This window comes from Aliiglaciecola sp. NS0011-25, assembly GCF_040370605.1.
GTDB lineage: Bacteria > Pseudomonadota > Gammaproteobacteria > Enterobacterales > Alteromonadaceae > Aliiglaciecola > Aliiglaciecola lipolytica_A.
In genome coordinates this window covers 1-13,084 of sequence record NZ_BAABWR010000030.1, presented here as the reverse complement: position 1 = coordinate 13,084, position 13,084 = coordinate 1, and the positions used below count along the sequence as shown (strand labels likewise).

Below are 13,084 nucleotides of genomic sequence, written 5' to 3'. Positions count from 1 at the left end.
ATTTCAATTATTTATTAATTGGAATTCAGCTCCAATCCTAATCTTTGTTTTCTAGGACTAAATGACCTACCGCTGTATTCGACGCTGGTACATGATAAAAACGCTTTTTAAGTTCAACGTCATTATTTAACGCACCACGCATAATTAACCACATCACCAATTCAATGCCCTCAGATCCAGCTTCATTTAAATAATCGAAATGAGGAATTTTTGCCAACTCTTCAGGACTATCCACGATGCGATCTAAGAAGTTGTTGTCAAACTCTTGATTTATCAGTCCTGCACGAGGACCTTGCAATTGATGACTCATTCCGCCAGTACCCCAAATTTGCACATTGAGGTCTTCATCAAAACTTTCCACGGCCTTGCGAATTGCTTGACCAAGGTTATAACAACGCTGTCCGGATGGAGCAGGATACAAAACCACATTCACGGCTACAGGAATAACTTTACAAGGCCAATTTTCTGGTTGACCAAACATCAATGACAGTGGCACCGTTAATCCATGGTCAACATCAATGGTATTTACCACAGTCAGATCGAAGTCATCTTGAATAACTGATTGCGCAATATGCGAAGCAAGCAGCGGATGCCCTTTAACGTTTGGCACAGGACGTGGTCCCCAGCCTTCATCAGCTGGCGCAAACTCCTCACCACAAGCGATAGCGAAAGTAGGCACAAGGTTTAAATCAAATGCTGTAGCATGATCGTTATAAACTAAAATCACCACGTCAGGCTTTTGCTCTTTTATCCATTCTTTAGCAAAATCATAACCGGCAAAAAGCGGTTGCCAATAAGGGTCTGTTGTTTTGCCATTATCGATTGCTGCACCAATTGCTGGAACATGTGACGTGGCTACGCCAGCAGTAATTTTTGCCATTTTATTTATCCTTCTTCACAATATTATTTTCAGGACTACGACCACCTGCCAACATCATTTGCGCGTAGTCAGGCTGACTCATACCAGTCATGGTTGCCGCAGCGAATTGAAAGCTCAGTCCGTCACTAGAAAATATTTTTGCAAGAAAATAAATATTTCCACCAGCGGCCAACATCGCGTTGTAATCTCGGGCTAACACCGCTGATTTCTGCGTTTCAGTCATCGGCCATTGGTCAAGATAAGCTTTTTCATCAGCGCTAAACATTGCCCGATTTTCAGCTTTCATTAATGACATACAAAATTGATTCAAATGAAATCCGGCACTGGCCATTTCAGCATCAAATACTGTGGTACCTGGGATTTCTCTATAAGGTTTATTCAATGACATTTTTTATTCCTTAAAACCGTTTTATTAATCCGCCCAATACAAGCGGGTAGGATTATCAATTAGCAGTTTTCGTTGAAATTCTTCTGATGGTGCAATCAGTGGCAACATATCTACCAGTTTACCGTCATCTGGCATATGACTTTTCATATTCGGGTGTGGCCAGTCCGTCCCCCACAGAACACGATCAGGGAACGATTCAACAACTTTGCGAGCGAACGGCACAACATCACGATAACCTTTATCTGGCCCATCAATTGAAATACGTTCAGGACAACTCACTTTCGACCAAAAATTTTCGTTCTCTGCCATCAACTTTAAAAATAATTTGAACTGGTCGCCATCAACAGGCTTGCTCACATCAGGTCGTCCCATGTGATCAATCACGACTGTTGTTGGTAGCGCCGTGAAAAAGTCATACAGTTCGGGGAGTTCCTGAGATTCAAAATAAATTACAATATGCCAACCAAGATCCTTGATGCGGTTAGCGATTTTGCCCAATGAATCAAACGGTAATGCATCGACTAAACGTTTGACAAAATTAAAGCGTACGCCTCGAACTCCTGCAGCATGTAGCGCCTCTAGTTCTGCATCTGTTACACTTTCTTTCACGGTGGCGACACCACGAGCGAGTCCCTTTGACGCGTTAAGCGCATCAACCAACGCACGATTATCTGCGCCGTGACAGGTAGCTTGCACAATGACATTTCGACTAAAACCTAGGTAGTCTCGTAATGCCCACAATTGATCTTTAGATGCATCACAAGGTGTGTATTTGCGCTCGGGCGCGAAAGGGAATTGCTCACCAGGGCCAAACACATGACAATGGGCATCTACCGCACCGTTAGGCAAAATAAACTGAGGTTTTGATGGTGATTGATGCCAATGCAACCAATCTGCATCTGCTACGAACTTACTCACAGGCCCATCCCCTTAAGTTTTTTATCCAAACCGGGATAAACACGACGTGCATTGCCGGAATACACTTTAGCGCGGTCTTCATCAGACAAGTTCAAACCATCAACGTAGCGTTTGGTGTCGTCGAAATAATGGCCTGTTTGCGGATCGATTCCGCGCACAGCGCCAATCATTTCAGATCCAAATAGAATATTCTCAATATCAATAACTTCAAACAATAAATCAATACCTGGTTGATGATAAACACAGGTGTCAAAATACACATTTTTCATTACATGTTCAGTTAACGGTGGTTGTTTTAACATGTCTGCTAAACCGCGATAACGTCCCCAGTGATAAGGTACCGCTCCCCCACCATGTGGAATAATAAAACGTAAATCTGGAAAATCTTTAAACAAATTCCCTTCTAAGAATTGCATAAAGGCTGTGGTATCCGCATTCATATAATGGGCACCTGTGGCATGGAAGTTTGGATTACAAGAACCCGAAACGTGGATCATGGCTGGTACATCTAGTTCTACCATTTTCTCATAAAAGGGATACCAACTGGGGTCTGTTAACGGCGCAGATGTCCAATGCCCGCCGGATGGATCAGGATTTAAGTTACAACCTACAAAGCCTAATTCTTTAACACAGCGCTCTAATTCTTCTACTGAGTTTTTAATGGGTACACCAACAGACTGAGGCAACTGACAAACCCCAATAAACTGCTTGGGATATAAATCAACAACTCGATTGATCAAGTCATTACAGGCACTAGTCCATTGCTTTGACACGGCTTCATCACCAACATGGTGTGCCATTGCAGATGCGCGAGGGGAAAAGATGGTCATGTCAGAGCCACGTTCAAGTAACAATTTTAATTGATTTTTTTCGATACTTTCTTGAATCTGTTCATCACTAATGTAGGGTACATCGGGTAACGCATGACCATCTTTATAAGCTTTAATCTGGGCTTCGCGGAATAACTGTAAAGGTTCAGGTGCGGTAGTATAGTGCCCATGGCAATCAATAATCATTTTATCTCCTCTTTAACCTAATCGAAGGTTTCGTTTTATTCGCTAGCCGATACCATGGCTTCGCCACGCATCAATAATCGCGCAGTACGTAATAATGCTGCACGATTTACCGTAAAGTTTTCAAAATTATCCGTTCCGGTCACATCCATCTCGACAATAAACTGACCAGTTGGGTGTTCGACTTCAATGTTCATGCAGCCGTCACTAAAGGATTGTTTTATAATTTGGTTGGCCACCGTGCCTTGTAAAACACACGCGGTAGCGACACTAACAGAACCAAGCACACCGATGGCTTCATGTACGCGATGGGGAATAAAGGTGCGCGTGTTAACTAGGCCGCCTTTTAATGCGGGCGATATTAAACTCATTTTAGGGACAGTCTTGTTAGTCACATCACCTAAATTCATCAGTTTTCCAGCTTCTAACCGAATGGCTTCAATCTTTTGTTTTAAATCCGTATTGGCTTCCAATTCAGCAGGCGATTCGTCCCCTTTTAAAGCAAATGAAGAGGCATTCAATAACACCACTGGCATACCATTGTCGATACAGGTAACCGGAACATCCAAAATAGTATCTTGTGCATTTCCGGTGGGGAAAAGTCGACCACAACTAGAGCCCGCCACATCCAAAAAGTCGATTAATATAGGCGCAGCAGTGCCTGGTACACCGTCGATAGTCGCAGTACCTTCATAATTAACCTGTTTATTCGGAGTTTGAATTCTTGCCACTGCATTTGAGCCAGTATTAAGCATATGAATGCGCACATCTGTTTGCTCGTTTTGGCTAGGTATCAAGCCTTTTTCCAAAGCAAACGCCCCGACTCCAGCCAGAATATTTCCACAATTCTGTGCGTCACTTACTTCCGCTTTATCTACCACAACTTGCAAAAACAAATAATCAACATCAGCATCTTTACGACTGGATTTACTGACAATCGCCACTTTACTTGTCAGTGGATGGGCGCCACCCAATCCATTTATTTGACGTTCATCAGGCGATCCCATAATCGACAGCAATAAGGTATTTCTCAGTTGTACATCCGTGGGTAAATCATCCTCTAAAAAATAAAGTCCTTTAGATGTGCCACCACGCATTATGTAACAAGGAATTCCCTTCAACATGGCTTATTGCTCGTCATACTTAACGTATTTAAGACCTTTTTCGGCCAATCTTTCACGCATATTGTAAATATCTAAGCCTAATTCACCATTTTCGAAACGTACACGTTTCGATTCTTCATTGGCAACTCGCTGCTCCACTTTACTCCAAACATCATCGGTTTCTTCGCGTTTAACTACTACAACACCATCTTCGTCAGCAACAACCATATCTCCAGGACGTATGTAAGCGCCCGCACAGGTTATTGGAACATTTACATTAGCAATCGTTTCTTTTACGCAGCCCTGTGAAAAAATGGCTTTGGACCATACTGGGAAATTCATTTCCGTAAGTGTAGCTGTATCTCTCACTCCACCCTCAATAATCAAACCTACAACACCGCGGGCTTTCAGAGACGTTGCAAGTAAGTCACCGAAAAAACCATCTACACTTGGACTAGTAGGTTTTACAACTAACACATCACCGGGCTGACACTGCTCTACAGCCACATGAATCATCCAGTTATCGCAAGGTGCAACTTCACAGGTAACCGCAGGGCCAGCAATTTTGGCTGGTTTATATATCGGTTTCATATATTCAGCCAATAGCCCTTTACGCCCTTGCGCTTCGTGAACTGTAGCTACTTCGGCACCTTTATATTTAGCAACAGTGGATTTGTCAGGACGAGGAATATCAGTTACACAAATTGCCATAGTAAAAACCTTCTACTCAAATAATCTAGAGAATCGATTATGCACACCTGAAACCAAAATAGCTGTTTAGAAAGCTGTCAATTAGCATTAGTTTTTTCTATAATCAATTATTCACTTAAAACTCAAAGCCATGAATTACAACCTTAGACACCTACTTTGCGCATTAGAAATAAAACAATCCGGCAAACTTAGTGTTGCAGCAAAGTCTATCCATTTATCGCAATCTGCATTAACTCAAGGTATCAACAAACTTGAATCATCGTTGGGTGAATCGCTATTTATCCGAACCCATTCCGGCATGTTTCCTACAGCATGCGGGGAGCGCTTTTTACTGCGAGTAGAACGGGCTTTTCAACATCTTCAAGATTTTGCAAACACCTTGTTTTCTAATGACAAAGGAAAACGACACTCATTTGTTCGTTCAGTTACGATTCGTCAACTTAACGCACTGATAAATATTGCTGAGCTCGAAAGCTACACGGCGGCTGCAACCCGCATGCACTTAACCCAGCCAACTCTGCACCGCTCTATTAAAGATCTTGAAAACCTTTGCGAACAAACATTATTCACTCGCACCCCCAATGGCGTCGAGCCTAACTGGCGCGCTCGTCAATTAAGACGATACACCAGCTTATTCTTTGCCGAATTACATCAAGGCATAGTTGAAATTGGCGAGCAAGCAGGCCGGATGGATGGATCAATAAATATTGGTAGCTTGCCGTTAGCAAGAACAGAGATCGTGCCGCAGTGTGTGCTGCAACTGGTAAACGAATTTCCAGATGTGCAAGTGTGTGTCATTGACGGTCCTTATGAAGAGCAGTTACATGCCCTACTCCATGGACAACTAGACATGATAGTAGGTGCCTTGCGCTATCCCATTCCCCATGAGGAAATAGTGCAGCACCGTCTGTTTGACGATCAATTGAGTATTGTGGTGAAAGCGCAGCATCCACTAGCAAAACGCAAACAGATCAGTAATGCTGAATTGCAGGCACTAAAATGGGTAGCACCAAGTCATGGAGCTCCAGCTCGCCAAGTCTTTAGCGATTTGTTTAAAAGTCGCGGCATAGATCCCCCCTCACAATTAATCGAATGTAGTGGTTTGGTTACTATTCGTGGAATTTTACTGAGTAGCGAACGCGCGGCATTATTGCCTGCTCGGCAAGTTGATGTTGAAGTTAAAAGTGGTTTGCTTGCCGTGTGTCCTATGCCGCTACACGGCACAAACAGACAAATTGGCCTATCTACTCGTAAAAACTGGAAACCAACACTCATTCAACAGCGTCTTATAAATATTATCGGAGAACGTACAGCCGACGAGTAACAGATAATTCTCATTTTTAATTCATTAAGATATTGCGCTATTTTTTCGGAACTCACTAGCACTTTTACCCACGCATTGTTTGAAGAATCGACTAAAATAACCTGGATCTTTGAACCCCAATGTATAGGAAATATCTTCGACACTTTGCCGCGTATAAATTAGTCTTCGCTTTGCCTCACTAACTAAGCGTTGATGAATGATAGCTTTTGGCGATTCTCGCAGTTGTGACTGACAAAGACGATTTAAGGTCGATACCGAAATATGGAGTTGTTTCGCGTAATCTGAAACCGACAAGTGTTGCTGGTATTGGTTTTCAATAAGATTCCGAAAAGCCAATAGTATCTTTGACTCTCTGCCAACTGGGCTATTATTTAATGCTTGAAGATGCTGTTGTCTACCAACCGTTAATAAAACCAATTGCAAAATATTATTCACAGCGGTTTCTTTATCAGGCTCTGTACTTTTAAGTTCCACTTTTAGCAATTGCATGTAATCAATAAAACGTTGAATTTGTTGTTGATCACGAAATTCAATAACTTGTGGTGTCCAAATTAAACTAGTGAGTTTCGACGTTGAATCCGCCCCTCTTTTATCCACCAGAAAGTCCTTGCTAATTGATAGCACATAACCCTTGGTATCAGGTTCAAATTTAAATCCATGGACTACACCGGTCGGAATAAGTACAAGCCAATTTCCCTTTAAATGAAAGGTTTTTTCATCTAAATACACAGTCCAAGAATCATTAAAAGTACATATAACCTGTGCCAATCGGTTATGCCTATGGGGCTCAATTTCCCAACCTAAGCCATCACTTCTATATGCAACATCTTCAAGATGAACCAACCCTGGCTCAGATTTTACAAAGGATTCACCATAAAGATCATAAAATGGAATTTGTTCTGACATTTATTCTCCTGCTTATGGCGCATACTAACAATAAGTTAACTTGACGCAAAAGTACAATACATTGATTGAGTTGTGAATTACTTCATTCTTTGTAAAAGCGCAAAATAACAACACAATTAGCAATCAAAGAGTGTCATATATGCAATTTATTAAAACCCAAGTTGCAATTATTGGAGCCGGTCCATCAGGACTACTTTTAGGTCAATTACTAGCCAAGCAAGGTATAGATAATATTGTAATTGAACGGGTTTCCGGCGAATATGTTTTAGGTCGTATTAGAGCAGGTATTCTTGAACAAGGTTTGGTCGATTTATTACATGAAGCAGAGGTTAGCCAGAGAATGGATGAAGAAGGCGAACCTCACGACGGCTTTGAAATAGCATATTATGACAAGCGCTATAGAATTGATATAAAAGCATTAACAGGTGGTAGAACCGTGATGTGTTACGGGCAAACCGAGGTCACCCGCGATTTAATGGAAGCTCGTGAAAAAAAAGGACTTTTAACCTACTACAGTTCAAACGATGTGGCCTTACACAATGTAGATTCTAACGCTCCTAGTGTCACTTTTAGCCAAGATGGAAAAGAATTTACGCTGAAGTGCGACTTTATCGCTGGTTGTGATGGTTTCCATGGCGTTTCGCGCAAAACCATTCCCGAAAACAAACGCAATGAATTTGAGCGGGTATTCCCATTTGGATGGTTAGGAGTATTAAGCGACACTCCGCCTGTTGCCGAAGAGCTCATTTATTGCAAAACGGAGCGTGGTTTTGCGCTAGCTAGTCGACGCTCAGCTGTCCGTTCACGATATTATTTGCAAGTGCCTTCAACCGACAAAGTTGAAGATTGGAGTGACGCACGTTTTTGGGACGAGTTGAAAAAACGATTACCTACAGACGCGGCTGAAAAATTAGTCACCGGCGCTAGCATCGAGAAAAGCATTGCTCCACTACGCAGTTTTGTTTGCGAACCTATGCAATTTGGAAACTTATTTCTGGTAGGTGATGCTGCACACATTGTTCCTCCAACAGGAGCAAAGGGGCTTAATCTAGCTGCTTCAGATGTATCAACTTTGTACCGTTTACTGAGCAAGGTCTATAACGATGGTGATAAAGAAGCCGTTTATCGTTATTCAGAAATCGCCTTGCGTCGAGTTTGGCATGCTGAACGATTTTCATGGTGGATGTCTAACATGTTGCATGACTTTAATGACGATAATGTCGATATTACGGAAAGGAAAATGTTCGATCGTTTCATGCAATCTGAGCTCAGTTTCTTTTTAAATGACGAAGCCGGACAAAAAGTAATGGCAACGCAATATGTAGGTATGCCTTACGAAAAAATTTAACACATTAAACTTTGCAATATTAACCTGATGATTAAGCATTATTGCAGCTTAATCATCAATAAATTACTCGTTCCAAGTATGCGCTGCCAAATTAGCCAACATCTTGGTTGAGACTCGTTGAAAGTCTTCCACCTCTTGAGTTGTCAAACCTGCAGTAATACTTTCTTCCAGATTTTTTTCGAGATGACTGAGTTGTTGCTGCAATTGAGCGCCACTTTTAGATAAGGTAAGGATTTGACTACGCTTGTCCTGCTCACTCGATTTTTTTTCGAGCCATCCTTTGGCAATCATATCTTTGATTAAACGTGCGATTTGCGCTTTATCCTTACCTAGCTGTTGAACGATAGTATTTGCAGTGCATTGCGGTAGCTTTGCAATAGTATGTAGACATCGAACATGCATTCCATTTAGCCCTAACTCATTTGCATTCACAGCATCTTTTATGTGCGTTCGATAAGCTTGCGCCAATCCAAAAATACTTTCACGTAAATCCATCTTTACTCCACCAATAAATGGTTGACAATATCAACCATGTCTTTATACTTGTTAATATAATTGACTTTATCAACCAAGAGTAACAGTTTCGAGCTGTTTTGTACTAGAAAATAATAGGTAAGACTCATTTTGAATCAAATAGCAAAAAGAAAATTTCGTTCAACTCAAGTTGCATCAATTGAGGATTTAACGCCTCATCTGAAACGATTTGTACTTAGCGGAAATGATTTACACGATTTCCCTGAGGGACAAGATGGTGTGCACGTAAAAGCGATATTTTTAGCTGATGGCTCACCTGTAACCGACCACAATAAGCAAGATGCAATTAAACGCTCTTATACCATTCGCGAGTTTGACTCGTTGAACAAACGTTTGACATTAGACTTTGTAGTCAATCGTCATCAAGGCCCTGCAACGAATTGGGCTCAGAATGCCAAAGTAGGGGACTATTTGGGAATTGGTGGGCCTGGAGAGCGCAAACTGACCAACTTTACTGCTAACAGTTATCTTTTAATTGGCGATATCACAGCAGTTAATGCTGTAAATGGTTACGCAAAATTTATTCCACCAGAGGCTGCACTTACGGCCATTGTCACAGTGCCAACCGCCGATGACATTATCGAAATGGATGCGGGAGATCATCTTAACGTTCTATGGCACGTGGAAGATGAAGACCAAGAGTCATTGCTTGATGTAGTAAATAAAAACGCGCTTAATATGGCGAAAAATACTCAGGTTTTTATTGGGCTAGAAGCGCGCCAATTAAGAGAGGTCAAAAGCTTACTGTTACATGATCTCAATTTTGACAGGCTAAACATGCATGCCACAGGGTATTGGAAAAAAGGCATGGACGCAGACCGCTTTGGTGCAGATAAAAAGCGAAATCCACTTTGAGTCAACCGAACACCACCCATGCTGGCGTAGCTGCGGTATTAGCAATGACGATGGCATTAGTGCCTCTTGCGTTAGATACCTACTTACCGGCTTTCCCTTTAATTGCGTCAAGTCTTGATATTTCAGTACATGATGTTGCAAAAAGTGTCGCGGTTTACGTATTCGTTTTGGCATTTGGCCAACTTAGTGGTGGTCCTCTATCCGATCGGGTCGGCAGACAGAAAGTGATGCTTATTGGCATGTTTATTTTCGCTGCTAGCAGCCTTCTACTCGCTATTACCAACTCACAACCTATGTTTTTATTTTTAAGAGCTATGCAAGCCTTTGGGGGTGGTTGGGCTGTAGTAACGGTTCCTGCTTTGGTTCGAGATCGATTAGCAGGTAATGAAGCAGCTAAATTTTTCAGTCTAATTGGCTTATTAATGGTCTGTGCCCCTGCAATCTCTCCAATTTTAGGCAGCAGTATCATTGCCTTTTTAGACTGGCGTTTTATTTTTGCTTTTCTTTGTTTGTATTCAGTAATTACTTTAGTAACGGTAAAAAGAATTGTTTTTAAACATAAAGAGCCAAATGTCATTAAAACGCGAGTTAGCACCTGGCGTCGATACAGTGATGTCATATCTAACCGACAAGCGATCCGTTTTATTCTCATTGGATCGCTCGCATTTTCGGTGTTGATATTATTTCTCACTCACGCTTCATTTATTTATCAACAGCATTTTAACGTTAGCCCAGTGCAATTTTCTGCTCTGCTTAGTGCCAATGTGGTGATGATGTTAATCGTTAATTTAAGCAATCGGCGCTTACTCAATTATTTCCCTACAATTGACATTTTACGCTGGGGTCTTACCATCCAAAGTATTGCTCTTTTAATATTAATAATTATGGGTTGCTTAGATGCACCGCTTTGGTTGTTTGCCATACCAATGATAATTGCGATTGGTGTGTTAGGTGCTGTTTCACCTAACATCCAAAGTTGTTATATGGATTATTTCCAACAAAATAGTGGAACTGCAGCTGCATTACTAGGTGCTACTAAATTCTCAATTGCAGGAATAATTTCAGGTATTTCGACTTTGTTGCCAGAAAGTTTGGTATACATTGTACTAGTGCAGTTGTTTTGTTCGCTAGGATATATAGTTGTAATTTGGCGCAAATAGTATTTAACAAAAATATTCGTTAGGAGAGTAAAACTGTCAGATCGTCGCGTTTCAACAACCCGATAATCTGGCAGTTTTATATTAAGTTAGCATGTCATTATCTGTGCAATAAGAAACGGTCAAGATCGTTTGCTATTGTGATGTCACCTTTATAAAATTCTGCAACCTCATTTGTATAGTGCTCGTATTCGTCAGGTTCCACTAATCCTGGTGCCATGTGTGTTACCACTAATTTTTTGACTTTAGCCTTGGTGGCTAATTGACCCACATCAGAGGGAACTAAATGATGTTTAGACAAATGTTGCTTCATGTGGCCAAGAGCTTTGGGTGGCATCATCGGGTTCATGCGCTTGACCAAATTTACTGTATGTTCAACATCCATCATTTCAGTGATCAATAGATCAACGTTCTGTGAGAGCAGTTCAACAGCTTCACTCGGCCCAGTATCACCGGTATACACAACGCTATAGTCAGGCAATTCGAACTTAAATGATAGGGCTTGAAATTTATTGTACTCCTCACTGTCCTTTGGCCAGCTGTAATGAGTATTGCGGATAACGCTGAGTTTAAAACCATCAAAATCAAGGACTGATCCATCAACTATTTCTACCACTTTGACGTTTCTATTTGGTGGTGCAGCCTCTTGTCCTGGCACACCATAGTGACCTAATGTTCCATAGGTCATATAAGCAAATATCCCATCCACGGTTTGTTTTGTGCCCGGAGGCCCGTAAATAGTTAATTCACTTTTAGTTTCAGTTTGCCAGCGTAAACTTAAAATAGCAGGTAGTCCGCCAGTGTGGTCAAAATGAAGATGGCTTAAAAAAATTGCATCAACCTTTTTAATATTCAAACCAGCCTTAGCTAACTGCCCAGCGGTACCGTCGCCCGCATCGACTAAATAGGTTTTGCCATTAACCAACAAAGCATTTGCTGGTTGTGAGTGAGCTGCATTTGGGATAGGACCGGCCATTGTGCCTAAGGTTATCCATTCATTTTTGGTACTAGGCGCACCAGCGAAAGCATAGCTAACTATACTTAAGCTAATTAAACTGGTGATTATTTTTGGCAATCTCATACAGTTGTTCCTATTTTACTTTTAGATATATTTTAATTTGACAAAAGCACCATTAATTTCACAATAGTGCTACTGACAGTTTATTAACACTTCTCCCGTAAGTAAGTACGAGTGGGTTCGTAAGTAGAACCAGACGTTTTTGCTCGGACCAAGCTAACAATTTGCAGCAATGGGCTCGTCTGGTAATTAGCGTACTAACCTATTTATCGTCTTATCACCAGTATTTAAAAACCAGCGCAAGTGAAGCATTATCAGTCACATTACTTTAGGTAAATCCATCTTCAACATGGATAAAACCGAATTCTCGCTCGCCACGGTAACGGGCGAGCCGATTAACAATAAGCGTTTAGGCATCTACTTTAGTGCTATTATGCCTTTCCTAAAAAAACTCTGTACTGAAACGAAGCCCAAAGGTACGCGGTGGATTATGGACTACGTAAGTTAACCCACGGTTATTAACATTTGAGTTTGCAACATATACCTCATCAGTTGCATTACGAACGAACAAAGATAATGTCCAATCAAAAGTGTCATTACCGGAAGCGAGCGTAGCATCAAAGTCCAACGTTACATAAGAATCAGAGTTAGTTGAATCTACGAACATAAAATTAGTGGCTTGCTCTGAACGGCGTGATGCTTGTGCAGTCAAAGATAGACTGTAGTCGTCAATGTCAATAATATGATTTATTGCTAAATTAGCTCCGAAATCAGGAGAGTAGAGTAAACTCTTCCCTGAACAATCGTAACTTTCCAGTGTAATGGTCTAATTATTCAAAACACTTTGTTTGAGGTATGATATCAAAAACCAACGAGGTAAAGATGAAGAAGTATACAGCCGAATTTAAACTAGAATGTGTTGAGTTGAG

14 protein-coding genes are annotated in these 13,084 nt (G+C 41.2%); 4 read left to right on the top strand and 10 right to left on the bottom strand.

Going from position 1 to position 13,084, the window contains the following annotated elements; all coding sequences use genetic code 11:
• Positions 1-37: 37 nt before the first annotated feature.
• From ABWV72_RS19555 to ABWV72_RS19530, 6 genes are read right to left on the bottom strand one after another with little or no spacing between them, the layout of a single operon-like run.
• Positions 38-880, bottom strand: coding sequence for a class III extradiol dioxygenase subunit beta (locus tag ABWV72_RS19555; RefSeq protein ID WP_353372563.1), 843 nt, complete (start codon positions 878-880; stop codon positions 38-40).
• A gap of 1 nt (position 881) precedes the next feature.
• Positions 882-1,268, bottom strand: coding sequence for a protocatechuate 4,5-dioxygenase subunit alpha (gene ligA / locus ABWV72_RS19550; protein WP_353372561.1), 387 nt, complete (start codon positions 1,266-1,268; stop codon positions 882-884).
• Between the two features lie 24 nt (positions 1,269-1,292).
• Positions 1,293-2,186 carry an amidohydrolase family protein gene (locus ABWV72_RS19545; RefSeq protein WP_353372559.1) on the bottom strand — a complete coding sequence of 298 codons (894 nt, stop codon included), beginning with the start codon at positions 2,184-2,186 and terminating at the stop codon, positions 1,293-1,295.
• Complete coding sequence (locus ABWV72_RS19540; RefSeq protein ID WP_353372557.1) at positions 2,183-3,202, bottom strand: amidohydrolase family protein; 1,020 nt, start codon at positions 3,200-3,202, stop codon at positions 2,183-2,185. Before ABWV72_RS19540 ends, ABWV72_RS19545 begins: the two co-directional genes overlap by 4 nt.
• A gap of 35 nt (positions 3,203-3,237) precedes the next feature.
• On the bottom strand, positions 3,238-4,323 hold the full coding sequence (locus ABWV72_RS19535) for a 4-oxalomesaconate tautomerase (protein WP_353372555.1): 1,086 nt from the start codon (positions 4,321-4,323) through the stop codon (positions 3,238-3,240).
• 3 nt (positions 4,324-4,326) lie between these two features.
• On the bottom strand, positions 4,327-5,013 hold the full coding sequence (locus tag ABWV72_RS19530; RefSeq protein ID WP_348493354.1) for a 4-carboxy-4-hydroxy-2-oxoadipate aldolase/oxaloacetate decarboxylase: 687 nt from the start codon (positions 5,011-5,013) through the stop codon (positions 4,327-4,329).
• A 130-nt stretch (positions 5,014-5,143) separates the two neighbouring features.
• Between ABWV72_RS19530 and ABWV72_RS19525 the strand changes: the two genes are divergently transcribed.
• Positions 5,144-6,337, top strand: coding sequence for a LysR family transcriptional regulator (locus tag ABWV72_RS19525; RefSeq protein WP_353372553.1), 1,194 nt, complete (start codon positions 5,144-5,146; stop codon positions 6,335-6,337).
• 24 nt (positions 6,338-6,361) lie between these two features.
• On the opposite strand, the gene ABWV72_RS19520 is transcribed toward ABWV72_RS19525, so the two are convergent.
• Complete coding sequence (locus tag ABWV72_RS19520; protein ID WP_353372551.1) at positions 6,362-7,243, bottom strand: helix-turn-helix domain-containing protein; 882 nt, start codon at positions 7,241-7,243, stop codon at positions 6,362-6,364.
• A gap of 139 nt (positions 7,244-7,382) precedes the next feature.
• Here ABWV72_RS19520 and pobA point away from each other — a divergent pair, with 139 nt between their 5' ends.
• Positions 7,383-8,591, top strand: coding sequence for a 4-hydroxybenzoate 3-monooxygenase (gene pobA / locus ABWV72_RS19515; RefSeq protein ID WP_353372549.1), 1,209 nt, complete (start codon positions 7,383-7,385; stop codon positions 8,589-8,591).
• A 63-nt stretch (positions 8,592-8,654) separates the two neighbouring features.
• Here the strand turns inward: pobA and ABWV72_RS19510 are convergent, their stop codons facing one another.
• On the bottom strand, positions 8,655-9,086 hold the full coding sequence (locus tag ABWV72_RS19510) for a MarR family winged helix-turn-helix transcriptional regulator (protein ID WP_353372547.1): 432 nt from the start codon (positions 9,084-9,086) through the stop codon (positions 8,655-8,657).
• A gap of 129 nt (positions 9,087-9,215) precedes the next feature.
• Here ABWV72_RS19510 and ABWV72_RS19505 point away from each other — a divergent pair, with 129 nt between their 5' ends.
• Both ABWV72_RS19505 and ABWV72_RS19500 read left to right on the top strand, forming a co-directional pair.
• Positions 9,216-9,980 carry a siderophore-interacting protein gene (locus tag ABWV72_RS19505; RefSeq protein ID WP_353372545.1) on the top strand — a complete coding sequence of 255 codons (765 nt, stop codon included), beginning with the start codon at positions 9,216-9,218 and terminating at the stop codon, positions 9,978-9,980.
• Positions 9,977-11,140 (top strand): multidrug effflux MFS transporter, encoded by a 1,164-nt coding sequence (locus tag ABWV72_RS19500; protein WP_353372543.1) that lies wholly within the window; start codon positions 9,977-9,979, stop codon positions 11,138-11,140. Before ABWV72_RS19505 ends, ABWV72_RS19500 begins: the two co-directional genes overlap by 4 nt.
• A gap of 97 nt (positions 11,141-11,237) precedes the next feature.
• On the opposite strand, the gene ABWV72_RS19495 is transcribed toward ABWV72_RS19500, so the two are convergent.
• Together ABWV72_RS19495 and ABWV72_RS19490 are read right to left on the bottom strand one after the other, a co-directional pair.
• The gene (locus ABWV72_RS19495) at positions 11,238-12,218 is read right to left on the bottom strand and encodes an MBL fold metallo-hydrolase (protein ID WP_353372541.1); all 981 of its coding nucleotides are present in this window, start codon (positions 12,216-12,218) and stop codon (positions 11,238-11,240) included.
• A gap of 379 nt (positions 12,219-12,597) precedes the next feature.
• Positions 12,598-12,867 carry a hypothetical protein gene (locus tag ABWV72_RS19490; protein WP_353372539.1) on the bottom strand — a complete coding sequence of 90 codons (270 nt, stop codon included), beginning with the start codon at positions 12,865-12,867 and terminating at the stop codon, positions 12,598-12,600.
• Positions 12,868-13,084: the final 217 nt, after the last annotated feature.

Excerpts from the sequence above, each read along its gene's own strand:
- ABWV72_RS19555 (WP_353372563.1), bottom strand. The coding sequence starts at position 880 with ATGGCAAAAATTACTGCTGGCGTAGCCACGTCACATGTTCCAGCAATT.
- ligA (WP_353372561.1), bottom strand. The coding sequence starts at position 1,268 with ATGTCATTGAATAAACCTTATAGAGAAATCCCAGGTACCACAGTATTT.
- ABWV72_RS19540 (WP_353372557.1), bottom strand. The coding sequence starts at position 3,202 with ATGATTATTGATTGCCATGGGCACTATACTACCGCACCTGAACCTTTA.
- ABWV72_RS19535 (WP_353372555.1), bottom strand. The coding sequence starts at position 4,323 with ATGTTGAAGGGAATTCCTTGTTACATAATGCGTGGTGGCACATCTAAA.
- ABWV72_RS19530 (WP_348493354.1), bottom strand. The coding sequence starts at position 5,013 with ATGGCAATTTGTGTAACTGATATTCCTCGTCCTGACAAATCCACTGTT.
- ABWV72_RS19525 (WP_353372553.1), top strand. The coding sequence starts at position 5,144 with ATGAATTACAACCTTAGACACCTACTTTGCGCATTAGAAATAAAACAA.
- ABWV72_RS19520 (WP_353372551.1), bottom strand. The coding sequence starts at position 7,243 with ATGTCAGAACAAATTCCATTTTATGATCTTTATGGTGAATCCTTTGTA.
- pobA (WP_353372549.1), top strand. The coding sequence starts at position 7,383 with ATGCAATTTATTAAAACCCAAGTTGCAATTATTGGAGCCGGTCCATCA.
- ABWV72_RS19510 (WP_353372547.1), bottom strand. The coding sequence starts at position 9,086 with ATGGATTTACGTGAAAGTATTTTTGGATTGGCGCAAGCTTATCGAACG.
- ABWV72_RS19495 (WP_353372541.1), bottom strand. The coding sequence starts at position 12,218 with ATGAGATTGCCAAAAATAATCACCAGTTTAATTAGCTTAAGTATAGTT.